At 34.1% G+C, this 22,999-nt stretch carries 31 protein-coding genes and 1 pseudogene; 22 read left to right on the top strand and 10 right to left on the bottom strand.

The genetic code is table 11. The features are described 5' to 3' along the window. The first annotated feature begins 7 nt into the window (after positions 1–7). The 7 genes and pseudogenes from comGC to AC1Q51_RS08460 all read left to right on the top strand — a co-directional run bounded on the left by comGC (position 8) and on the right by AC1Q51_RS08460 (position 5,152). Positions 8–307: a competence type IV pilus major pilin ComGC gene (gene comGC / locus AC1Q51_RS08490; protein WP_001178687.1), complete on the top strand. Its 300-nt coding sequence runs from the start codon at positions 8–10 to the stop codon at positions 305–307. Further along, a complete protein-coding gene (gene comGD / locus AC1Q51_RS08485) occupies positions 304–759 on the top strand; it encodes a competence type IV pilus minor pilin ComGD (protein WP_000813141.1) in 456 nt (151 codons plus the stop codon). Before comGC ends, comGD begins: the two co-directional genes overlap by 4 nt. Further along, entirely contained in the window at positions 752–1,054 is a 303-nt protein-coding gene (locus AC1Q51_RS08480; protein WP_000829462.1) for a hypothetical protein, read from the top strand. Before comGD ends, AC1Q51_RS08480 begins: the two co-directional genes overlap by 8 nt. Continuing rightward, the gene (comGF, locus tag AC1Q51_RS08475; protein ID WP_141548224.1) at positions 1,024–1,494 is read left to right on the top strand and encodes a competence type IV pilus minor pilin ComGF; all 471 of its coding nucleotides are present in this window, start codon (positions 1,024–1,026) and stop codon (positions 1,492–1,494) included. The genes AC1Q51_RS08480 and comGF overlap by 31 nt, the downstream gene beginning before the upstream one ends. Next, positions 1,491–1,863: pseudogene (gene comGG / locus AC1Q51_RS08470) on the top strand (competence type IV pilus minor pilin ComGG). Before comGF ends, comGG begins: the two are co-directional and overlap by 4 nt. A 174-nt stretch (positions 1,864–2,037) precedes the next feature. After that, entirely contained in the window at positions 2,038–2,688 is a 651-nt protein-coding gene (locus tag AC1Q51_RS08465; RefSeq protein ID WP_492331463.1) for a prolyl hydroxylase family protein, read from the top strand. A gap of 451 nt (positions 2,689–3,139) precedes the next feature. Beyond that, positions 3,140–5,152, top strand: coding sequence for an ATP-binding protein (locus AC1Q51_RS08460; RefSeq protein WP_327896319.1), 2,013 nt, complete (start codon positions 3,140–3,142; stop codon positions 5,150–5,152). A gap of 10 nt (positions 5,153–5,162) precedes the next feature. Here the strand turns inward: AC1Q51_RS08460 and AC1Q51_RS08455 are convergent, their stop codons facing one another. Then, the gene (locus AC1Q51_RS08455) at positions 5,163–6,407 is read right to left on the bottom strand and encodes a DNA cytosine methyltransferase (protein ID WP_327896320.1); all 1,245 of its coding nucleotides are present in this window, start codon (positions 6,405–6,407) and stop codon (positions 5,163–5,165) included. A 202-nt stretch (positions 6,408–6,609) separates the two neighbouring features. Between AC1Q51_RS08455 and AC1Q51_RS08450 the strand changes: the two genes are divergently transcribed. Both AC1Q51_RS08450 and AC1Q51_RS08445 read left to right on the top strand, forming a co-directional pair. Beyond that, entirely contained in the window at positions 6,610–7,107 is a 498-nt protein-coding gene (locus tag AC1Q51_RS08450; RefSeq protein ID WP_327905680.1) for a shikimate kinase, read from the top strand. A gap of 38 nt (positions 7,108–7,145) precedes the next feature. Then, on the top strand, positions 7,146–7,346 hold the full coding sequence (locus tag AC1Q51_RS08445; RefSeq protein WP_000106083.1) for a YqzE family protein: 201 nt from the start codon (positions 7,146–7,148) through the stop codon (positions 7,344–7,346). Between the two features lie 65 nt (positions 7,347–7,411). Here AC1Q51_RS08445 and AC1Q51_RS08440 read toward each other — a convergent pair whose 3' ends face one another. Then, positions 7,412–8,044, bottom strand: a complete 633-nt coding sequence (locus AC1Q51_RS08440; protein ID WP_001073111.1) for a VC0807 family protein — start codon at positions 8,042–8,044, stop codon at positions 7,412–7,414. Positions 8,045–8,185: 141 nt separating this feature from the next. Further along, positions 8,186–8,302 (bottom strand): hypothetical protein, encoded by a 117-nt coding sequence (locus tag AC1Q51_RS08435; RefSeq protein WP_001987222.1) that lies wholly within the window; start codon positions 8,300–8,302, stop codon positions 8,186–8,188. 73 nt (positions 8,303–8,375) lie between these two features. On the opposite strand from AC1Q51_RS08435, the gene AC1Q51_RS08430 reads away from it, so the two are divergent. Both AC1Q51_RS08430 and AC1Q51_RS08425 read left to right on the top strand, forming a co-directional pair. Then, the gene (locus AC1Q51_RS08430; RefSeq protein ID WP_000032702.1) at positions 8,376–8,603 is read left to right on the top strand and encodes a hypothetical protein; all 228 of its coding nucleotides are present in this window, start codon (positions 8,376–8,378) and stop codon (positions 8,601–8,603) included. 96 nt (positions 8,604–8,699) lie between these two features. Beyond that, on the top strand, positions 8,700–8,831 hold the full coding sequence (locus AC1Q51_RS08425) for a hypothetical protein (protein ID WP_000064665.1): 132 nt from the start codon (positions 8,700–8,702) through the stop codon (positions 8,829–8,831). A gap of 49 nt (positions 8,832–8,880) precedes the next feature. Here the strand turns inward: AC1Q51_RS08425 and AC1Q51_RS08420 are convergent, their stop codons facing one another. Both AC1Q51_RS08420 and AC1Q51_RS08415 read right to left on the bottom strand, forming a co-directional pair. Further along, positions 8,881–9,675 (bottom strand): YqhG family protein, encoded by a 795-nt coding sequence (locus tag AC1Q51_RS08420; protein WP_001183963.1) that lies wholly within the window; start codon positions 9,673–9,675, stop codon positions 8,881–8,883. Then, positions 9,662–11,344 (bottom strand): DEAD/DEAH box helicase, encoded by a 1,683-nt coding sequence (locus tag AC1Q51_RS08415; RefSeq protein ID WP_001100040.1) that lies wholly within the window; start codon positions 11,342–11,344, stop codon positions 9,662–9,664. Before AC1Q51_RS08415 ends, AC1Q51_RS08420 begins: the two co-directional genes overlap by 14 nt. A 390-nt stretch (positions 11,345–11,734) precedes the next feature. On the opposite strand from AC1Q51_RS08415, the gene gcvT reads away from it, so the two are divergent. The 11 genes from gcvT to AC1Q51_RS08360 all read left to right on the top strand — a co-directional run bounded on the left by gcvT (position 11,735) and on the right by AC1Q51_RS08360 (position 20,155). Next, a complete protein-coding gene (gcvT, locus tag AC1Q51_RS08410) occupies positions 11,735–12,835 on the top strand; it encodes a glycine cleavage system aminomethyltransferase GcvT (RefSeq protein ID WP_000631769.1) in 1,101 nt (366 codons plus the stop codon). A gap of 20 nt (positions 12,836–12,855) precedes the next feature. Further along, complete coding sequence (gene gcvPA / locus AC1Q51_RS08405; protein WP_000903240.1) at positions 12,856–14,199, top strand: aminomethyl-transferring glycine dehydrogenase subunit 1; 1,344 nt, start codon at positions 12,856–12,858, stop codon at positions 14,197–14,199. Next, the gene (gene gcvPB / locus AC1Q51_RS08400; protein ID WP_000795702.1) at positions 14,196–15,671 is read left to right on the top strand and encodes an aminomethyl-transferring glycine dehydrogenase subunit 2; all 1,476 of its coding nucleotides are present in this window, start codon (positions 14,196–14,198) and stop codon (positions 15,669–15,671) included. The genes gcvPA and gcvPB overlap by 4 nt, the downstream gene beginning before the upstream one ends. Positions 15,672–15,962: 291 nt before the next feature. Further along, a complete protein-coding gene (locus AC1Q51_RS08395) occupies positions 15,963–16,166 on the top strand; it encodes a DUF3929 family protein (RefSeq protein ID WP_000262496.1) in 204 nt (67 codons plus the stop codon). A gap of 70 nt (positions 16,167–16,236) precedes the next feature. Beyond that, positions 16,237–16,428: a hypothetical protein gene (locus AC1Q51_RS08390; RefSeq protein ID WP_000535933.1), complete on the top strand. Its 192-nt coding sequence runs from the start codon at positions 16,237–16,239 to the stop codon at positions 16,426–16,428. Between the two features lie 118 nt (positions 16,429–16,546). Continuing rightward, entirely contained in the window at positions 16,547–16,921 is a 375-nt protein-coding gene (locus tag AC1Q51_RS08385) for a GntR family transcriptional regulator (RefSeq protein WP_001021350.1), read from the top strand. A gap of 5 nt (positions 16,922–16,926) precedes the next feature. Next, the gene (locus AC1Q51_RS08380) at positions 16,927–17,799 is read left to right on the top strand and encodes an ABC transporter ATP-binding protein (protein WP_065222868.1); all 873 of its coding nucleotides are present in this window, start codon (positions 16,927–16,929) and stop codon (positions 17,797–17,799) included. Further along, entirely contained in the window at positions 17,780–18,445 is a 666-nt protein-coding gene (locus AC1Q51_RS08375; protein ID WP_098284564.1) for an ABC-2 transporter permease, read from the top strand. Before AC1Q51_RS08380 ends, AC1Q51_RS08375 begins: the two co-directional genes overlap by 20 nt. A gap of 14 nt (positions 18,446–18,459) precedes the next feature. Then, on the top strand, positions 18,460–19,092 hold the full coding sequence (locus AC1Q51_RS08370; RefSeq protein ID WP_098284565.1) for an ABC-2 transporter permease: 633 nt from the start codon (positions 18,460–18,462) through the stop codon (positions 19,090–19,092). Between the two features lie 35 nt (positions 19,093–19,127). Further along, a complete protein-coding gene (locus AC1Q51_RS08365) occupies positions 19,128–19,721 on the top strand; it encodes an ABC-2 transporter permease (RefSeq protein WP_080476022.1) in 594 nt (197 codons plus the stop codon). Between the two features lie 245 nt (positions 19,722–19,966). Next, on the top strand, positions 19,967–20,155 hold the full coding sequence (locus tag AC1Q51_RS08360) for a hypothetical protein (protein WP_097925253.1): 189 nt from the start codon (positions 19,967–19,969) through the stop codon (positions 20,153–20,155). 16 nt (positions 20,156–20,171) lie between these two features. Here the strand turns inward: AC1Q51_RS08360 and AC1Q51_RS08355 are convergent, their stop codons facing one another. The 5 genes from AC1Q51_RS08355 to AC1Q51_RS08335 all read right to left on the bottom strand — a co-directional run bounded on the left by AC1Q51_RS08355 (position 20,172) and on the right by AC1Q51_RS08335 (position 22,820). Then, positions 20,172–20,429 (bottom strand): DUF3975 family protein, encoded by a 258-nt coding sequence (locus AC1Q51_RS08355; protein ID WP_000265371.1) that lies wholly within the window; start codon positions 20,427–20,429, stop codon positions 20,172–20,174. A gap of 15 nt (positions 20,430–20,444) precedes the next feature. Continuing rightward, positions 20,445–20,759, bottom strand: a complete 315-nt coding sequence (locus AC1Q51_RS08350) for a DMT family transporter (RefSeq protein WP_000312623.1) — start codon at positions 20,757–20,759, stop codon at positions 20,445–20,447. Between the two features lies 1 nt (position 20,760). Beyond that, on the bottom strand, positions 20,761–21,093 hold the full coding sequence (locus tag AC1Q51_RS08345) for a DMT family transporter (RefSeq protein ID WP_000312339.1): 333 nt from the start codon (positions 21,091–21,093) through the stop codon (positions 20,761–20,763). A 71-nt stretch (positions 21,094–21,164) separates the two neighbouring features. Then, positions 21,165–21,746 (bottom strand): TetR/AcrR family transcriptional regulator, encoded by a 582-nt coding sequence (locus AC1Q51_RS08340; RefSeq protein WP_002005730.1) that lies wholly within the window; start codon positions 21,744–21,746, stop codon positions 21,165–21,167. Between the two features lie 96 nt (positions 21,747–21,842). Beyond that, positions 21,843–22,820, bottom strand: a complete 978-nt coding sequence (locus AC1Q51_RS08335; RefSeq protein ID WP_144476758.1) for a LacI family DNA-binding transcriptional regulator — start codon at positions 22,818–22,820, stop codon at positions 21,843–21,845. Positions 22,821–22,999: the final 179 nt, after the last annotated feature.

The raw sequence follows: 22,999 nt of genomic DNA, 5'->3' as shown, positions 1-22,999 counted from the left end.
CATTTGTATGCAGAATGAGGAAGGATTTACTCTGTTAGAGATGCTATTAGTAATGGTTGTCATAACTATATTATTACTATTAATTATTCCAAATGTAGTTACACAGCGTTCATCGGTCCAAGGAAAAGGGTGTGCAGCTTACGTGAAATCTATAGAAGCACAAATACAAGTATATCAATTACAACATAATAAAATTCCATCGTTAAAAGAACTGACAGATGAAAAGTATATTACAACTGATAAGTGCCCGAATGGCGAATCTATTCATATTTCAGATGATGGCGCAGTATCAATTAGGGCATTGTGAAACAACAGGGGTTTACTTTTTTAGAAATGTTACTCGTTTTATTTGCTATTTCTGTATTAAGTATAGTTACGTATTTTAGTGTTCATTCCTTATACGAGCGACAAAAAGTTGAACAATTTTTGAGACAGTTTTCAAATGATATTTTGTATATGCAGCAATTAGCGATAAATCGTCAAAAGCACTATACATTACGTTGGCATAAAGATAGAAATATGTATGCTATAAAAGAGTCAGGTACAAAGTATTATATCGTCAAGAGAGAGTATGAAGAAGATATACAAATTGATTTGCATACGTTTCCAAATCCGATGACATATAATCCAAGTGGGAATATTAATAGAGGTGGTACGATTATAATTTCATATCGAAATTATAAATATGAAATTGTATTTCAGCTTGGAAGAGGGAGATTTACGTATCGTGAAATGTCAAAAAGGATCCATAATGGCTGAAATGATTGTATCGTTAAGTATTTTAATGATGGCTGTATCGTTACTACTACCGCAAACAGTATTAGTTATGCAAGAAAGAAAAAATATACAAATTCGTTATAAGGCATCTGGATTATTAAAAAAGGAAGCAATTATATATATGTATGGAAATGAAGAAAAGCGAATAATAGAAAAGAATATAAATGGAATTGTGTATTACACATATTGGGGAGGCAATGAAGTTTGTACCATGTGGAGAGATGTGAAAGACAGAGTGATGGAACAATGCTTTTATGTAGGAGAAAAAATAAATTAGAATTTGGTTTTTCATTAATAGAAATGATTGTATGTCTGTTTCTATTATCAATATTTTTTTTGCTCTTTCCCCGCCTACATTTCATTGAAATGGAAAATAAACAGACAAAAGGATTAAATGATTGGGAGTGGGATGTATTTTTAGGTCAAATGCAATTGGAGTTTCGTGAAGTATCATCTGGAGAACAGCTAGCATTTGAAAATGGAGAAAGTATTTTACGATTTCGATCGCGTAATGGGAGTGAAGTATCGTATGAAAAAGAGAATAGTCGTCTTATAAGAAAGGTAAATAGGCGCGGGAGGGAAGTTGTTTTACAAAATATTGGAACGGTTTCTTACAAACTAACACCTCATGTACTCATTATAAATGTGAAAGATACTAGCGGAAAAATATATGAAGGTGTAGTTATGCGATATAGTGAAATGGAAATGAATGTATGAGAGGGCAAAATGGGTTTACAATGCCTGGAACACTCATCTTTCTTATTTTATTAACTTCTTTTTTTATATACGAAACAAATATGTTGTTTACAGATAAAAATTTTTATATAGAACATAGAACAAAAGTTTTTACTGGATGAACTACTTAACCGATCTATTACAGATATAAAAAAAGACTTACAGCAAAAAGAAAAAGAAGGTGCATTTTTCTTTCAGTATGAAAAGGGAGAAGTGAGTGGAAATTATATCTTTGAAAATGATTTAATTCTCGTTGCGTTGCAGTGTACACTCAAACAGGAAGCTTTCTATACGGTGAGCTTTCGGTATAGAAAAAAGGATGGAAAAATAGTCGATTGGATAGAAGGATAATATGTAAAAAATACGAAGAAAAACCAGGGATTTCTATTGTAAATTGAATTGATTTTTTAGAAGAAATGGATAAATATAATGATTAAAAGTTTAAATTTTCTCAAAAAAGAGAAAGGTAGAAAGAATGTGATATATTCATGCTATCCAATCATTATTTTTAGGGAGAATAGGGAAATGACAAACAACAATCAAATAGGTGAAAATAAGGAACAAACTATTTTTGATCATAAAGGAAATACGATTATGACAGAAGATAGAGAAATACACATTATTTCAAAATTCGAAGAACCTCTTATTGTCGTATTAGCAAATGTACTAAGTGATGAAGAGTGTGGTGAATTAATTGAAATGTCTAAAAATAAAATGAAGCGTTCTAAAGTTGGTTCATCACGTGATGTAAATGATATTCGAACGAGTAAGGGTGCATTTTTAGACGATAATGAACTGACTACGAAGATTGAAAAACGAATTTCATCTATCATGAATGTTCCTGCGTCGCATGGAGAAGGATTACACATTTTAAATTATGAAGTGGATCAACAATATAAGGCGCACTATGATTATTTTGCAGAACATAGTAGATCAGCTGCTAATAATCGTATTAGTACGCTTGTTATGTATTTAAATGATGTAGAAGAAGGCGGAGAAACGTTCTTTCCAAAATTAAATCTTTCTGTGAACCCTAGAAAGGGAATGGCAGTATACTTTGAGTATTTTTATCAAGACCAATCATTAAATGAGCTTACGTTACATGGAGGGGCACCTGTAACGAAAGGTGAGAAATGGATTGCAACGCAGTGGGTGAGAAGAGGCGCTTATAAGTAAGGTTACAATTTTGTTAGTTCTATTTATTTTGTGTAGGTGAAACAAGTATATTTTCTTAGAAGGAAAAGGTAATAACAGGTTACTATGCTTTGGGCTAGTTAACCTGTTATTACCTTTTTTGACCTAATTAAGGTATCAATATTAATTAATTTGCAAAGAATTAAATATATCAGAATTATCAACAAACAGTAATGTTTTATATTAAAATCTTTAATTTTTTATTTTATATCGCTATAATTAGAATAAAATAGAAAATTTCTCCATTGTACATAAAGGAATTTGTATATACACTAAAAACAATTAGTGATATAGAGTAGTTTATAGAATGTATTTTATAATGAGGAAAAAGTTTTAGATAGTAGTTGTAAAATGTCATCTTTTTTATTTTAAGAGATAGTAGTAAAACGATGACATTCTGTAGAGAATATAACGATTTAGGAGTGCAGTAAAAATGCAAAAGGAAAAAGTTACAGATTTAAATTTACAATTTAATTCTCGAGTATTATATGAAATACTGGGGAGTGAAATTATTGAGGCAGATAGTATTGCAATAGCCGAACAGATAAAAAATGCAAAGGACGCTAATGCAACTAAAATTATTATTGATTTTTCTAAAATGAATGAAGACTTAATCACAATTGAAGATAATGGGGATGGAATGTCGATAGAAGAAATAAAAAATAATTGGTTCTTTGTTGGGACAAATAATAAGAGTGAAAATAGTAGTCAATCTGGAGGAAAGGGGATAGGACGTTTTAGTTTATTCCGTATTGCAAATACTATTGAAGTTGAAACGGTTAAAAATGAAGTGAAAAGTATATTTACTCTCGATAAGAGTTCTTTATCGGAAACAGAATTGGCAACAGATGCTAATATTCCTATTTTCCAAGAAGAAGCACGTGGGCAGGATTCACAAACTGTAGTGAAGTTAACTCGGATTAACGCTGATATTGATTTACAAGGAATAAAAAGAGATTTAGAAAACTTACAGGATCCTGAGAATAGTTTGAAATTGTTTGAAATTAAGTACCCTGAGAATAAGGCTGGTAGTAGGTACTTTAAACCAGATGAAGCTATTAATCAGGCACCATTTTATGCTGTGGCAGAATTTGAAGGAGAAGAAGTGTTATCTTATGAATTTGTTTGTGAGATAAATGGTGAAAGAATTTATGCAAATAATGTATTTAAGAAAAATTATAAAGATGCTTTAAAGAATGTCCTTTTAAATCATTCGGCAAACGGGGTTAATTTAGGGAAAACTAAGATTATTATCTATAATTTTTATTTTGATAAACTATTTAAACAGTGGCATGGAGACATTCAAGAAGCTGAGATTAAAGAAAATTTCTTAGCTGCTTATAAGGGGATAAATGTATATAGAAATGGTTTTAAAGTATATGGACACGGTGAAGAAGATTGGCTGAAGTTAGCTGAAACACGTTTGAAGAAATCATCTGATAATATCGACAACAAGTTGACGTATGGGTATCTTCTCCTAGATTCAAAGGAATCAAAGAAGCTTAGAGAGAAAACAAATAGAGAGGGATTTATAAAATCAAAAGAATTAACATATTTCCGTGAGATAGTAATGAGCATAGTGAAGCAATTTGGTTTAGATAGAAAAGTATCTATAAAGGCAATAAAAAACTATATAAATATGAATCAAGCACCAAGAAGTGTAGGTGATAAGGAAATAGGGAATAAAGGTTTCGTAGATACTAAGAATGATGGTGATATTAAAGATGCAGTGGATGGAATCAGCACGGAAGAAAACAAGGGTGAATTCAGTAATAGAGAAACTAAATATACAGAAGTTGCAACAGGTGATACAGATATTGAAAGTCTGAAAAATATAGATACAGAAGGATCCAACAATGAAATACCTAGAGGAGCTGCTAAAGATTTAAAAGGTGAGAAGACGAATCAAAAAGTTTCTCCTAATATAGGGAATGATAAAACTAAGACTTATAATAATATGGTGTCGAAAAGAATTGGGCTTTTTGATACAGAGTTATTAGATGTAGTAAGTTCTGAAAAAGTAAGAAGACTTTTTGGAGAAATATTAAAAATATCGGTTTATGAATATCCACTGGCCACTGCTACTTTGTTTAGGAGCCTAATAGAAATAACGATGGACGAGTTTATTAGAGTTAATTATAATGACTCTAATATTACGGATACCTTTAATGAAATCAAAAAATATAAGATAGATCAAAATGGTTTGGTGAGGAATATTAAAGGCTATTCTATTCCACCAAAAGATAAGATTGCTGCATTTAAAAAACATTTGGAGCTAAAGGGGCATGATGTGAGGTCTTTAAGGCATTTAGATGATTTGGCAGAATTTATCAATGATTTAAATCTATCTATTCATTGGCATGATAAATTAATTAGTATAGATAGTTTACGAACAAATTGGGTTAACTCTAAATTTTTCTTAGAATATATGTGTAAAAATATATAAAACACAGACTTTATTTTAAGTCTGTGTTTTTTATTTGCTGTTTTAATTGATCGGCTATTTTTTTTGACATGAGGGGAGGAACGGCATTTCCAATCTGTTTAAAAGCGGCCGTTCTAGACTCCTCAAAATAATATGTGTCAGGAAAAGATTGAATTCTTGCGGCTTCTCTAACGCTTATTGAGCGATTTTGATTGAGGTCAGGATGGATATAATAATGTCCATCTTTGGCAATATGAGCTACAATTGTATGTGATATTGTATTATATGGAATAATATTAAATCTATCTAGGAAAGTAGAGGTATTTTTATGAGTAATTAATTCGTTTGGTAATTCATTATATTTTACTTTCCTTTGTTCATTATTCCAAATGGTTACAATATATTTGTATATGTCTAAATCTTTTTGACGGTGAGGCCGTGCTATATGTTGAGTTAGAATATCCCAATCTACAGGTTTAATGCTGCTTTCAATTAGATAAGGTGTAATAGGTATTTTATTATATGTGTTACCAGGTTTTTTTGTTTCTCCAGCAGCTAACGGCGGTAGGTCTGCAAAGAGGTCTTTGATACTATAGGTATTATCCGCGAATTTGAATTGAGGATAGTTAAAAGGAATTTCAGATTTCCAACCTATTAATATAACTCGTTTACGAGATTGAAGTACACCGAAATCCTTGGAGTTTAAAATCCTATATTCAAGTGTATATCCCGCAGATTGTATTTCTTCTTGGATTGTATTAAATATTTCACCCTTTTGTGCAGAAAGAATTCCAATTACATTTTCAAAAACGAAAAAGTTAGGATTGTACTTTTTTAAAAAACGAATATATTGTTTATATAAATAATTTCTTGGATCATTTTTCATTCTTTCTGGATCCCTAGATCTACCAGCTACTGAGTAGGCTTGGCAGGGGGGGCCTCCAATTATAAGGTCGACGTTCTCGTCTTGAAGTAAAGAATCTATTTGTAAAAATATATCTTGTATAGTATCGTCAGTTATTTCTTGATTTATGACTTTATTTAATATATCTGACGGTATTTGATTGTATAGTCGTTCGCGATTGATTGAATTTTTTAAATAATCTTTATATATATCGAGTTTGTGATTTTCTTTCAGGTAATAAAACGCTTCTCTTGTTTTTAATGTTAAAGAAGCATTTTTGTCCATTTCAACATGTGCAATAACGTTAAAACCAGCTTGTCTAAAACCTTCAGAAAGTCCACCAGCTCCAGCAAATAAATCTATAACATTCATTGGTCATCTCTCCTCAAAAAAATTATACCAGGTTCAAACTTTTAACACCAGGTTTATTTTTGAGGACATGTTTATATGTTATATATTAATTTCTTAATGTAAGAAGAGTTTTGAGTTTTTTATGTATACAAAATTCAATGAAAGGTTAAGGAAGTATTCAAGAAAGATTGGATTGTTATAATATGAATAGGGGGATTTAGATATGAAATCTATATACATAACCGGCTATATGGGAGCAGGGAAAACAACAATTGGAAAAGCATTAAGTCAAGAACTTCAAATGGATGTTGTAGATACTGATCAAAAAATCGAAGAGAAGCAAGAGAAGGCAATTCGTGATATTTTTGCCGAAGAAGGCGAAACGGCTTTTCGGGAATATGAAAGCGAAATGTTACGTTCGCTACCAGTCCATAATGTCATTATTACAACTGGTGGGGGAATTATTGAACGAGCGGAAAATCGCAAGTGGATGAAAGAGAACGGAACTGTCGTGTATTTATATTGTGATCCGTATGTAATTGCAGAGAGGCTTCGTGAAGATACGACACGTCCACTATTTCAAAAGAAAGATATAGATGCATTTGTAACGAAATTTGAATTACGCCGAGCTTATTATGAAGAGGCTCATATTCATATCGATACGACAAATAAGTCTGTAAAGCAAATTATGAATGAATTAAAGGAAAAGATTAATGTATAAAAAAGTGGACATACTAATCAAGTAGAGGTGATGATAATATGTCTACTAATGATTATGTTCGCTTTGTGACGCAGCAGTTTGTGTCGTATATGGATGCTCCAAAAGAAGATCGAAAACAAAAGAAAGAACAACGCCGTGCTGAAAAAGAGCCATTTATGAATAAGTGGTTTGGTGTTATGCCGCTGAGTGCTGCTTTGTTTTATCGAAATGTAAAAAGTAAAAGAAAAAAATCAAGTTAAATTTTAGTCATATGTCTAGCAAAATAAAGATGCCCTAGTGTCGTAATACACTAGGGCATCTTTGTTTACTGCACGGATTCTTGTTCTTCCGTAACGGCATGTATTTTATTGTTCACCCATACGAACCCTATTCCGATACAAATAGAAATACCCCATCCGACAGCGGTCATAATCGCTCTCATTTCACCGTAGCCATCTACACCAAAAACAGAGATGAAATAAATTTTTAAAAAGCTTTTTAATATAAATTGTAGCCCGAAAAATAACGTTAAATATTGCAGTGCTGGATATATACGACTATCACGATAAAGCTCACGACTTTTATCACGGTCATGACCTTGAAGTGCGGCAATATCTGCTGCGAAATATAACATAAGTGGTTTTTTTATAAAAATTGTACATATGACGATAATACCGAGTACGATGTGATAGTACGCATCGTTCCATAACATTCGTTCAGCTGACCCAGATAATAGATCTACCGTTGTATTAGAAATGAGTGTAATTAAAATAAAGAACCCTGTCACGTTAAACTGTTTTTCTTTTTTAAAGGTATACAGTGTATAAATAATCCCCGGAACAGAGGAAAGTAACATCGCGTAATAAGGATCGATATAAGGTTTTGCAAATTTCCAAATGAGGAATGGGATTACGAGATAAAAGACAAGATCTAATATAGCTTTTTTATTTTGATTCATACAAAGCCTCCTTAAGTCATACATATATTTTATAATATAATTTCTGAAAATTGTATAAGGTTTAATGGGAAAAGAAAAAATATATCAATTTTTGAGGGATTAGTAGATTGAAAAAAATTGCCCCTAGCGTAGTAAGTTTTTTTAGTATATAATAAAGGAAACGCTTTCATTTTTAATTTGTTCACAAAATGGACGGAAAATCACATATTTACTATCGATATGTTGCTTTATAATGAAACTAATTAAATATACATGCATACAATATTGTGAAATAAATAACATAAATAATCTATATAAATGTAAACGTTATCAAAAGAGAGAGGTGGAGACAATGAGTAAATTTTTCTTCAATCATAATCCAGCAACAGTAGAGGATGGAAGGCTTGTTAAATATGCTGAAATTATTTATGGAGAAGGTGGCCGTTCTGTATTAGAAAATTTAATGGTGAAGGCATCTATCAGATTGCGTGATCGTTATCCGAATAAATCTGACGAGCAGATCTCGAACCTAGTAAATAAAGGCATCCATGATATGTTTCAAAAATATGTGAGCGAGTAAGAGTAGCCAATGGCTGCTCTTATTTTTTGTATAAGGATTGTAACTCTAGCTGAAAATAAACATGTATTTTGAAAAACGCAAAAAGGAGTGGGAAAGATGAGCAATGGAATTGGACGTTCGAAAGAAAATCTTCCAACTGATGCAAATCATGTGAGCGCAAAGGATCGTGCACAGCAGAAACGTATGGCACAGAAAAAGCAGCAAGAGCGTAGTGGCGATAGCGAGTAGGGTAGAAAATAGCTCAAAAGAGGCTCCTTCTAAAGCAGAAGGAGCTTCTTCAAGATAGAAAATGATTCGCGGTAACATAAAAAAGGCCACCGTTAATAATTTGCACTGTAATACGTGGTTCATACTGTTCTTGCAGAGCTTGTTTTTCAATTTCATAGCTCTCAGGAAGTTCGTCACTTTCTTCATAAAAACGGTTTAAAAGGTCTAGATCATGATTCCAACGCACTCTTGCTTCTTTTGCCCACGTATGGTCATCTTCTGCAATTATATTTTTTAAAGCGTCTTCTATGCGTTGTAAACCACTTTGAGGTTTAATGATGGGCGAGAGCGTAAAACAAAAATCAGGTATTTTTGGTGTAAGTTTAATGTTTGTTAATGTTTCATGAAAGTTTGCCATCATTGTTCCAGAAATGAGATGAATGCCAATCGAGTGAAGGATGTCTTTTTTTCGATCACATTGATAGGAAACTTTTATATTAATACCGAGCCAAGGGTGGAGCGGTGTATGTGTTGCCCCATTATGTCTTACATCCTCATATAAACGTATGTAAGAGCCTAATTCTTTTGTCGTTTGGAAAATTTGATGTAGACGTGGTGAACCGTAGTGAATAAGCTCACCATCATTTTCTTCATTTTCTGGATTTGTAATAAGAGTAAGGCGCATCGGATTCGGTACGCCTCCTGTTTTCTCAAGATAGTGCCAATAAAAAGGGCGATTCATTAATAATTTATCCATCTCAATTGTTAACTGTACATCTAATAAATGAGGAGAACGTTCTAAAATTTCACAGTTATTCGCCTCAAAGAAATTGTATAAGTAATTATGAATTTCATGTTGCTGCATAGCCTTGCACCTCAGCTTCATTTCGTTTCGCAAAGTCGATTATAGATGTTAAGTTTTCCATCTTAATTCTAATTTCACCTTCGCTTTTTGATTGCGCGAAAATTTCTTGAATGTGCGCGTCGATGTTTTTCATATTAATTCTCGTTAAAATTTCATCGAGTTCACCGATAACACGCTCGAATAAGTTGATTTTTTCATATAACAGTTTCAGAATATGTTCTTCAACAGTATGCTTTGTAGCTAAGTTATAAATATGAACATCATTCTTTTGACCGAGACGGTGAATACGTCCGATTCTTTGCTCAAGACGCATTGGATTCCATGGCAAATCATAATTGATCATATGGCTACAAAACTGTAAGTTAATGCCTTCTCCGCCAGCTTCCGTTGCAATTAACACTTGGGCACGATTTTGGAAAAGTTCCTTCATCCAATCTTTCTTCCCGCGTTTAAATCCGCCGCGGAATGGGACAGAAGAAATACCGTGTTGTTGTAAAAACCATTGTAAGTACATCTGTGATGCTCGGTATTCCGTGAAAATGACGACTTTATCGTCAATTTCTTTTATAAGCTCTAGAGCTTTAGTTGCTTTCGAGTTGAAAGGAATATGATTAATTTTGTCCATTAGCACATCGATATGTGGATCTTTTATATAATGTTCATTTTCTTTCTGTCTTTTTTCTACATGCTTTTTCAATGAATAGTAAACAGCCTCACGACTACTGCACGCTTCTCGTTTTAAAGTTAACGATGAGAAAGCAGATGTGAAGGCGTCTTGCCCTCGCCAATTTTCGATATCATTATATAGAGCTTGTTCTTGTTCATTAAACTCAACAAAAATTGTACGTACATGTCTCTTCGGCCAATCGATACCGGTATTATGTCGTCTATTTCGCACCATTACTTTGTTAATGAGAGCTTTTAAGTCTTCATCTGATTCGGCTGAGCGATTTTTGGAAGCGTAATATTCTTCAAAGTTGGATTGATTGCCTAAATGTCCTGGCTTTAATAAAGAAACAAGGTTAAAAATTTCATCAATCTTATTTTGAACAGGAGTAGCGGTTAGTAATAAACAAAACTTCTTTTTTAATCGTTGTGCAAATTCATAGTTTTTTGTTTTATTATTTTTCAGTTTATGTGCTTCATCGATAATAATAAGGTCATATTCTAAGTTCAACACGATATCGCGATGTGGTGAACGTTTCGCAGTATCAATTGATGATACGATTACGTCAGCTTGTTCCCACGAGTAGCTTTTCTTTTGTGCTACAGCGGGAATGAAAAACTTTGTATTCAGCTCGTATGCCCATTGTGATACGAGAGAGGCTGGGACAAGTATAAGTACCTTTTTCACAAGCCCGCGGACCATGTATTCTTTCAAAATAAGTCCAGCTTCGATTGTTTTTCCAAGACCTACTTCATCTGCTAGGATCGCTTTACCATTCATTTGTTCAATCACATTTTGAGCGACTTCTAATTGATGCGGAAGCGGCGTGAAATGGGATAAATGTTTCGGTGCTTGTAGTCCATCAAAAGTAGGAACAAGTAACGATTTTTCTGTTTCATAAGCTAAGTGATATAAATCCCAGTTTGTCCAAGGACCATCTTCATCAATTCTATTTAAAAAATTGTTTTGCCACGTCCGATCTACGGAAATATCGACATTCATTACGACTCTCCCACCTTTTATAAACTAAAGTAATTATTTTTTAATGTATGATGATTTGCCTCAAAAGAAGGCATAATTATCGTTATTAAAGGCTATATGATAGACAATAATAAAGTATTAAATCTCAAAAGCTGTATTTATTGTGTTTTAAAATAAAAAATTCTAAATTATTTTTTATGCTAGAATATTGATGAAATATAGCGAATGATGTTAGGATAATGGTGTGAAATGTGTGGAATCTTTCGTATTTTATCCAAGAAAGTGATTTTTTATTTACGCTTTCATAAAAAAATATAATGAGATTCCGTATATCCTATCTTTTCAGAATGAAAATGTTTAGAAAAAGGAAGCAACTTTTATTGATTTGTCAAAGCATAAGGGGGAGAGAGCATGATTACATTACAACGTACACCGTTATTTGATGTATACGCGAAGTATGGTGGGAAAACAATCGACTTCGGTGGTTGGGAATTACCAGTTCAATTTTCAAGCATTAAAGAAGAACACGAAGCTGTACGTACAGCTGCAGGTTTGTTCGATGTGTCTCATATGGGAGAAGTTGAAGTAAAAGGTGTAGATAGTTTAGCATTTTTACAACGTGTTGTTACAAATGACGTATCTACCTTAAAGGTAGGGGGCGCACAATATACAGCTATGTGCTACGAAAATGGTGGTACAGTAGATGATTTATTAATCTACAAACGTGGTGAAGAAGACTATTTATTAGTAATCAATGCATCAAATATCGAGAAAGATTACGAATGGTTAGCAAGTCATGTAATTGGCGATGCGACAGTAGTCAATGTTTCTAGTGAAGTTGCACAGCTTGCAATTCAAGGACCAAAAGCAGAAGGCATTTTACAAAAAGTTGTGTCAGAAGATTTGAAAGAAATTAAGTTCTTTAAATTTAAAAACGATATTCTTGTAGATGGAATTCCAGCACTTGTATCTCGTACAGGTTATACAGGTGAAGATGGATTCGAAATTTACTGTAAGAGTGAAGATGCTGCAAAACTTTGGGAGAAACTTCTTGAAGTTGGAGCAGAAGAGGGCTTAAAAGCATGTGGTTTAGGTGCTCGTGATACACTTCGATTCGAAGCAACATTACCACTTTATGGACAAGAATTATCAAAAGATATTACACCGATTGAGGCTGGAATTGGCTTTGCGGTAAAAACAAATAAAGAAGCAGACTTCTTTGGAAAAGCAACGTTAAAAGAGCAAAAAGAAAACGGTGCGCCTCGTAAATTAGTCGGCATCGAAGTAATCGAACGTGGAATTCCTCGTACGCATTACCCTGTATTTATTGGTGAAGAAAAAATTGGGGAAGTAACGAGTGGTACACAATCTCCAACGTTAAAGAAAAGCATTGGTTTAGCACTAATTGATGTAAAATACGCAGCAGTTGATACAGAAGTAGAAATTGAAATTCGTAATAAACGCGTCAAAGCAGTAGTTGTTCCAACACCATTTTACAAACGTTCAAAGTAACGGGGAGAGGGGTAGATTTCATGTTGCATCGTTATCTTCCAATGACAGAAGAAGACAAAAAAGAAATGTTACAAACGATCGGCGTTCAAACGATCGATGAATTATTCTCTGATATTCCAGAGAGTGTTCGTTTTAAAGGGGATTTAAAAATTAAAGAAGCAAAATCAGAGCCAGAGCTTTTAAAAGAGCTATCTCAAATGGCTAGTAAAAATGCTAACTTAAAAGAATACGCTTCTTTCTTAGGAGCAGGCGTATACGATCATTATGCTCCAGTAATTGTAGATCATGTTATTTCTCGCTCAGAATTTTATACAGCTTACACACCATACCAACCGGAAATTTCACAAGGGGAATTACAAGCAATCTTTGAATTCCAAACAATGATTTGTGAATTAACAGGAATGGATGTAGCAAACTCTTCTATGTATGACGGGGGTACAGCTTTAGCTGAAGCGGCAATGTTAGCAGCTGGCCATACTCGCAAAAAGAAAATTCTTGTATCTAGCGCGGTTCATCCAGAATCAAGAGCAGTACTTGAAACGTATGCAAAAGGTCAAAATCTTGAAGTTGTTGAAATTAATCATAAAGATGGTGTAACAGATTTAGACGTATTACAAAGTGAAGTAGATGATACAGTTGCTTGTGTAATCGTTCAATATCCAAACTTCTTCGGACAAGTTGAAAAATTAGCTGATATTGAAAAAATCGTTCATCAACAAAAATCATTATTTATCGTTTCTTCAAATCCATTATCATTAGGCGCATTAACACCACCAGGGAAATTTGGTGCTGATATTGTAATCGGTGATGCACAACCATTCGGTATTCCAACGCAGTTTGGTGGACCGCACTGTGGTTACTTTGCAACAACGAAAGCATTTATGCGTAAAATTCCAGGACGTCTTGTTGGACAAACTGTAGATTCAGATGGTAAACGTGGATTTGTATTAACGTTACAAGCACGTGAACAGCATATTCGCCGTGATAAAGCGACGTCTAATATTTGTTCAAACCAAGCGTTAAATGCATTAGCAGCTTCTGTTGCAATGACGGCACTTGGCAAACAAGGTGTGAAAGAAATGGCACGTCAAAACATTTCTAAAGCACAGTATGCAAAACGTCAATTTGAGGCGAAAGGCTTCACAGTAACATTTGCTGGGCCATTCTTCAATGAGTTTGTTGTAGATTGCAAACGTCCAGTGAAAGAAGTAAACGATGCATTATTACAAAAGAATATTATCGGTGGTTACGATCTAGGCCGTGATTATAAAGAGCATGAAAACCATATGCTTGTAGCAGTAACTGAGCTTCGTACAAAAGAGGAAATTGACACACTTGTAAACGAAATGGGGGCTATCCAATGAAGAACCAAGACCAAGCACTTATCTTTGAAGTGAGTAAAGAAGGACGCATAGGATATAGCTTACCCAAATTAGATGTAGAAGAAGTGAAACTAGAAGATGTGTTTGAGAGCGATTATATTCGAGTAGAAGATGCAGAGCTACCAGAAGTATCTGAACTTGATATTATGCGCCACTATACAGCACTTTCAAACCGTAACCACGGTGTTGATTCTGGATTCTATCCACTTGGATCTTGTACGATGAAATATAATCCGAAAATTAATGAGAGTGTAGCTCGTTTCGCAGGATTTGCGAATATTCATCCACTGCAAGATGAAAAGACAGTACAAGGTGCAATGGAATTAATGTATGACTTACAAGAGCATTTAATTGAAATTACAGGTATGGATACTGTTACTTTACAACCAGCAGCTGGTGCACACGGAGAATGGACAGGTTTAATGTTAATTCGTGCATACCATGAAGCGAATGGTGACTTTAACCGTACGAAAGTAATTGTACCTGACTCTGCTCACGGAACGAACCCGGCATCTGCAACTGTAGCTGGTTTTGAAACAATTACAGTAAAATCAAATGAAAATGGCCTTGTTGACTTAGAAGACTTAAAACGTGTTGTAAACGAAGAAACAGCAGCACTTATGTTAACAAATCCTAATACATTAGGTCTATTCGAAGAAAATATTTTAGAAATGGCAGAAATCGTCCATAATGCAGGCGGTAAGTTATACTATGATGGTGCAAACTTAAATGCGGTATTAAGCCAAGCACGCCCAGGAGATATGGGATTTGACGTTGTGCATTTAAACCTTCATAAAACATTTACAGGTCCTCACGGCGGTGGTGGCCCAGGTTCTGGTCCAGTAGGTGTGAAAGCTGATTTAATTCCGTACTTACCAAAACCGATTTTAGAAAAAACGGAAAATGGTTATCACTTCAACTACGACCGTCCAGAAGCAATTGGTCGTGTGAAGCCATTCTATGGTAACTTCGGAATTAACGTTCGTGCATACACGTATATTCGCTCTATGGGTCCAGATGGCTTGCGTGCAGTAACTGAGTATGCTGTATTAAATGCGAACTATATGATGAGAAGATTAGCGCCATTCTACGATCTTCCATTCGATAGACATTGTAAGCATGAATTTGTATTATCAGGTCGTCGTCAAAAGAAACTTGGCGTACGTACATTAGATATTGCAAAACGTCTGCTTGATTTCGGTTACCATCCACCAACAATTTACTTCCCATTAAATGTGGAAGAATGTATTATGATTGAGCCGACAGAAACAGAATCAAAAGAAACATTAGATGGTTTCATTGATAAGATGATTCAAATCGCTAAAGAAGTAGAAGAAAATCCAGAAGTTGTACAAGAAGCACCGCATACGACAGTCATTAAACGTTTAGACGAAACGATGGCTGCACGTAAACCAGTTTTACGTTATGCAAAGCCAGCTCCTGTACAAGTTTGATTAGAATAACAAAAGGAGAACTCGCTGCGGCGGGTTCTTTTTTTGTATGGAGAATTTGTGCAGAAATAGTGAAGAAAATGTTAAAAAATTATATTTTTTGTTTCCTAATGGTGTAAAGGTGTAGTTTTATAGGTAGTTTTGTTGAAAAAGTCGGTTTGATAAAAGTATTTATTTTTGTTAGAATTTTATTGAAATTAAGAAGATGTGATGAGGCAAAAATTACTCATTTTTATGTATATGTGAAAAAACGAGCAAGACGGGGGTGAAAGTGTGGGATATCGATGTTATAGAATGGTATACCATTTAGAAAATGGAGAAACAATTAAAGATGTAAAAGAATTTTGCTATCGAGACCAAGGGAAAGTGTTAGAAAGAGTAGCAAATCGTGTAATGGATAATAGAGAAGTGACGGCGATTGATAAACAAGGAACAATCATTTCAATAGCATGTGAGGACATTGTAAAGGTGGAACTTGATTACATAACAGAAAGTTAACCTTGAGTCATATCGAATTATTCGATAAAATAAACTGTTGAATGGTGAAGTGAGAAGAGAGGAGTTTATCATGGGTAGTACAAGACACTTTTATATGTTTATCTTAGCGTTTGTTCTTGTTGTGGCATTAACGATTTACTTAATCGTTGACAGCAGCTGGTACAACACGGTTCATCCGGCATTCCTTCTGTTTATGTATATAGGAATTGCAGTAGTAAGTTTCGGAATGAGAGACGAGATGTTAGATCGCTTTGAAAAGTGATACATATACGAAAGACCAACAGGAAAATGTTGGTCTTTTTTTCTTGCCAAAAATAGGATGCTGTGTATATACTGTATATATAAGGTATATACAGTATATACACACACTGGAGGAAAACATGAATATTATTATTTCGAATTCTTCCCAAGACCCTATTTATGTGCAAATAAGAAAACAATTAAGCCAGCTTATTTTAAATGGTGGTTTAAAGGGTGGAGACCAATTACCGTCTATTCGTAGCTTAGCGAAGGAATTGCAAATTAGTGTAATTACAACGAAGCGTGCGTACGAGGAGCTTGAAAAAGAAGGATATATAGAAACTGTTGCTGGGAAGGGGACTTATGTTTCACGTAAAAATAATGAACTATTAAAAGAACAGCGGCTACGTCTATTGGAAAGTAAGGCTGAAGAAATCGTAAAAGAAAGTAAAGTGTTGCAGCTTTCACTTGAAGAATTGCAGCAGATGATTGCGTTTTTATATAAGGGGGAATGAGAGAGATGTTAGAGTTAAAAAACGTTTGTAAAAGTTATGAAGATTTTGCAGTGAAAAATATAAGTTTTGCATTACCACGAGGATATATTATGGGGTTTGTCGGACCAAATGGTGCTGGGAAAAGTACAACGATCAAAATGATTATGAATTTAATTAGAAAAGATAGCGGCGATATAAAAATTTTTGGCAAAGACAATAAGAAAGCTGAAAAGGACATAAAACAAAATATTGGTTTTGTATATGATGAAAATCATTATTACGAAGATTTAACGTGTGAACAAATGAAACGTATTATTGCACCGTTATATAAAAAGTGGGACGAAAATCAATACCAATCGTATATGCACAGATTGCAAGTTCCAAAGTATAAAAAAATTAAAGAGCTATCTAAAGGGATGAAAATGAAGTTTGCGATTGCCATCGCACTTTCACATCATGCAGAGTTTATCATTATGGATGAGCCGACAGCAGGATTAGATCCAGTTGTCCGAAGTGAATTACTTGATATGTTGCAAGAAATTGTAATGGAAGATGAAGTATCTGTATTATTCTCAACCCACATTACAACGGATTTAGAACGTATTGCAGATTATATTACGTTTATCAACGATGGAGAAATTATATTTACTGGTGAAAAAGATGAATTAATGGAGAACTACGTAATCGTTAAGGGAAGCAATGATTTATTAGATCGAGAAGGAAAAGAACTATTTGTTGGATTACGAAAAAATAAATTCGGTTTCGAAGGTTTAGCGAAGGATAAACAAGGAATTATCGATTGGTTTGGAAATGAGGTTGTACTAGAAAAGCCTACATTAGATGACATTATCGTTTACACTGCGAAAGGGAGAGGTGCCTATGCGTCAGCTAATCTATAAAGATTTGTTCTTTTTTCGGGTTATGTGGTTAGTGTATTTTATTATGCCTCTTGTTTTCTTTGGATTAGATCCAGATGGTGAATTGTTATTTCCAATGAGTTGCTTACTCATAACGATATCATCTTCTATGATACTAATAGCGATGGATGAAAAAAATAAAAGTGATGTTATTATAAATAGTTTACCTGTTGGACGAAAGGATATCATTATTGCTAGATATATTTCGGGTGTAATATTTATTGTAGGTGGCATGATTTCTACTACGCTAGTTGTTTTTCTTATAAGAGGTATCGCTGTCATTGGTGATATTGGAGCTTATCATCCCAATTTGCATATTGAAATTCCTTGGTATGTAGTAGTCAGAGGTGCTGTATATTCTTTAGTTTATATTACAGCATTATTCCCGAGTTATTATGGGACAAAATCAAAAATAGTACGTGGAATATTTACAGGTGGAGCTGCTGGAATAGGTGTTATTGTTGGAATGTTTATTGGTGACGGAGAAAGTGCTACGGCATCATTCATTGATTGGATTATGAATCCATTACATTTTGGCATATTTATAGTTGGATTAATCACACTAGCTAGTGCCTATATCGCTTCTATGTTTCTTACAATTAAAATTTATGAAACGCGTGATTTATAGAGAGGAGAATTCATATGCAACAGTTGATTTTGAAGGAGTTTTTTTTACAGAAGAAGATGTTTCCTTTCTATTTTTTAATACCCATTTTATCTATTTTTAAGGATTCCGTCGAACCAATGGGGATTGCAATAGGAGTATTTATAACATGTAGTACGATTATATATATTTCTTTTTATTATGACGAGAAAAGTAAAGCAGAAAAAGTGTTAGTGAGTTTGCCTATAACGAGAAAAGAGATAATTATAGCTAAATATATTTCAAGCACATTATTTATTATGGCTGGTTTGAGTGTAACTTTTATAGTCGTAATATTAGGAAATGTTTTATTGAACAGAGATATAGTTATGCCTGGGTATGCAATATTTTCAGCAATAGTAGCAACTTTGATTTATTGTGCAGTAACGATACCGACTAATTACATTGGGGGATATAAAGTTATTACTGTCTTGAATTTGATTATGCTTTTTCCTTTAATGGGTATGATTGGTCTTATGTGCAATATTTTTGGTGATAAAACAATTATGCTAAAAGTACTTCACTCTCAAGAGGCTACACTAGCAATGGGTGTTCTTGGTATTGGAGTGTTAGTAAGTATAGTCATATCAATGTTTCTCTCAATGAAAATGTTTCAGGAGGCAGAGTTATAGAAGGGACATTTTCATATTAGGAGGGGTAATACATGATCAAGCAACTAATTTTAAAAGATTTCATCATTCAATGGAAATTTTTAATTTGGTACATACTGTATCCTGTTTTCTTTTATATGGCCTTAACAGATACGGAAAATTTATTCATCATTATGTCAGTAATTATTACAATTGGGGCAACAGTAAAAACGTTTGAAGCAGATAGTAAAAATGAGAGTGAAGTTATAGTAAATAGTTTACCAATATTGAGAAAACAAATTGTGTATGCGAAATATATAGTAGCAATTATTATTCTTTTTATAAGTGTAACGGTCGGTTGTTTCACGATGGGAATGAAGAGCGGGGTTAACTTATTTGAATTTATTGAAACGACAATAGTTGCTAGTATTAGCTTTATTTTAGTGTATTTAAGTTTGGTTTTACCGCTATCCTTTTGGCTAGGGTATAAGAAAACTATTTTTATTGCGATAGTAATATTCATGGCACCGATAATTGTTTTAGAAGCTTTGTTTCAAATCAACTTAGAACAAATTCAGCTATATAACAGCTTGTTATTCATTGGTTCAATATGCATGTTCATAGCATCTATCTTCGTTTCAGTAAAAATATATGAAAAAAGAGAATTTTAAAAGGTGCCTTAAAAAAGGCACCTTCTTCAATAACGACAATACGAGAGCAGTAGTTTATAAAAAGAAACGCTATTTGGTACATCTGTCGGAGTATGTAATATAAAGCTGAAAACGATGATGAGAATAAGAAATAGGAAAAATAAAAATAGGATTTGCTTATGTATAGAATTTTGCATATTATTCACTCCTTTTTTAGGTAGTATGTCCAAAAGAAAGGAGTGTATGAAAAATTTTAGGAGGGGAGAATGATGAACAAAAGAAAATGGTTATATAGAATAGGGGTACTTTTCGTTTCAATCGGTCTCATATTAGCAAATGTTTACTCGGATATACCACTGTTATTTCCAAGTTTACATAAAGGGGTTGGTATAAGTATTGCCATAATTGGTCTGTTTTGTCTTATCACATGTAACTTCTACAGAAAGTCTGAATGAATATAAAAAAGGACAGTTATTCTTTTTCAGAAGTACTGTCCTTTTTAAATAACTTATTCCATAGCTTGGCGATACTCCATATAATGACGATTGCAATGGAGGCAATAATTGACCAAGCAATAGATGCAATTTCAAGTGCCATGCTAGGAAGGAAGGTAAGAATGGATACTACTTTATGAAACAACCATTCTATTATATGAAAACTTATTTGTAATAGAATGACGATACCAAGTGTGATCCATGCTAATATTTTCTTTCCTTTTTCTTTCCACATGACATTCACCTCACGTTAGCTTAATAGTTTTAAGCCAACAGCGCCGCATAGAATACAGCTTAAGAAAGCAAGACGACGCCAATCCGCTGATTCTCGGAAAATGAGAATGCCTAGAAGTGCACTTCCAGCAGTTCCGATTCCAGTCCAAATTGCGTAAGCAGTTCCCATCGGTAATGTGTTCATCGCAAGAGATAAGAAGAAGAAGCTTACGCCGAAGTTAGCGATTAAAATAACTTTTGGTGCCCAGCCTTTCTTTTCAGTGGCTACTTTCATAAAGAGTACACCAATAATTTCACAAATACCAGCTAGAATTAAAAATACCCAAGCCATTTTATGCGGCCTCCTTCGCTTCTTTTTCTTCTGTTACTCGTTTTAAACCAATTACTCCGAAGAAGATTAAACCGATTAATAAAACTTTTACGATAGAGAAAGGTTCTCCGAAGATGAAAATCTCTGTAAGAACGATTCCGCCAGCTCCGATTCCTGTAAAGACTGCGTATACAGTGCCGACAGGTAAATCTTTATAAGCTCTAAATAATAAGACGAAACTAATTGTAATTAATAGAGCGACACCAGCCCATTCAAGTGGTGCCTCTGCTTTTTTTAGTCCAATCACCCAAAATATTTCAATAATACCAGCGATGATTACATAAATCCATGCCATATGTCATTTCTCCTTCCTACCAGTCGTTAGGTAAAGGGCTTAAAAACGACGCATTGCAAAGGAGCAATCCGTCAGTTTGAAAGTCCGCGCCAAAATACTTTCCAAGAAGCGTCTAAACGTGTCTCAAAACGATTTAAACCTGCGTATAGTAGTTCAACCATAAGACCGTCGAGTAAGCATAGAAAAGCCTCTAAGGCGTCTTTCACTTCAATGTTATGCAACTCATCTTGTTCGCTTGCTCTTTTAAATACAGGGAATAAAAGTTTTCCGACGTTTTCAATGTGTACATTTGCTTTATTAATAATTTGTTCGCGAAATGCATCAGGCGGAAAATAAGAAGTTCGTAACCAAAACATTGATTCTTCACTTTCACCAAAGCGTTTTGCATAGCCTTTTAATAATTTTAAAAGCAATTCTTCAGTGGACGAATTGGAAAAGCTTTCGATATCGCCTGTGAAGCTCTGCAAATCTTTTTGAAGAGCAGATTCTAAGCATATGAAATATAGCTCTTCTTTTCCTTTAAAGTGTGCGTAAATCGATGGTTTTTTAATCCCAACTTCTTGAGCAATATTTGCCAATGAAGTTCCTTCATAGCCGTAGCGTGCGAAATGAGAAAGTGCTACAGCTTTAATGCGGTTTGCTGTCATTTTCATCCCCTACCTACCGTTCGTTAGGTTCATTATATGAGATAAAAAATATAATGTCAATAGGTGAAGAGCTGAAAAAGAGCGTTATAGGTAACGCTCTTTTTAGACAGTCTCTCGCTCAATTAAATGGAATGAAAGTTCTTTTGCACTGCCGCCAATTTGCTCGCTTTGGATCTGCTTATAGAATAAAGAAAAAGCATGTGAGCCCATTGCGAGACCGGGATGTTCAATTGTGGAAATTTCTAATGCCTTTGAAATTTCATGATTATCAAATCCAAGGATAGCAAGGTCTTCAGGTACTCGAATGCTATGTTTTCGAGCCTCTGTTAATAAACCAGCTGCAACTTGATCGTTCGCTGTAAAAATAGCAGTTGGACGATTTTTCATATTTAAAATACGATGGAGTATTTGTGCTCCGTCCTGCATTGTATAGCATTGGTGGAAAATCCATTCAGGATGCAACGTTTTCCCTTCGTTACGAAGGGTATCGGCGAACGCTTTTTCGCGCTCCATGGAATTTACACTTGTTTTTCTTGCTAAACAAATTCCGATTTTTTCATGGCCTTTACTTAGTAAATAGGCAGTACCGAGACGGAAACCTTCATAATGATCTACGTAGATGGATGAAATGAGGAGGTGCTTCATTTTTTCACATGAAATAATAGGGGCAAATTTTGCGAAAGGTTCGATTTGTTCCCAAGAGCTCGTTCGGGAGCAAATAATCATCCCATCAAATTGTTTCATTTTCATCATTTCAAGAACACGAATTTCTTCAAGGCTATCGTAATTTGTTTGGCATAAATTAATGTGATATCCAGCTAATAATGCTTCGTTACCGATTCCTTCAATAATGGTACTGAAGTAGGGGAGGTTAATGAAAGGAAGCATAACGCCAATTGTATATGTTTTCCCTCTTATTAAATGGACAGCATTTATATTTTTTGCGTAGTTTAATTCTTCAACAGCGTCTAGAACACGCTTACGCTTTTCTTCTTTTACGTAAGGGTGATTATTCAGAACACGAGAAACAGTTGATATCGATACACCAGCAGTTTTAGCAATTTGTTTTATATTGGCCATATGTATCACCTCTTTCCCTTATTATAAAGGGAAAATAATAAGAAAGAAAAAATCTTGACCTGAAAAGCTTTTCACAAACTATGGTATTAATAAGACTTCTTTTTATTCGCGTAACCTTTTCACTTGGGCGTAAGAATGATAGGGGTCTTTTTTGTTTGCAAAAAGTGTTGTCAAAATGT

This window comes from Bacillus sp. MT94, assembly GCF_058792475.1.
The sequence above is the reverse complement of the archived record's forward strand: the minus strand, read 5'-3'. Positions and strand labels throughout refer to the sequence as shown.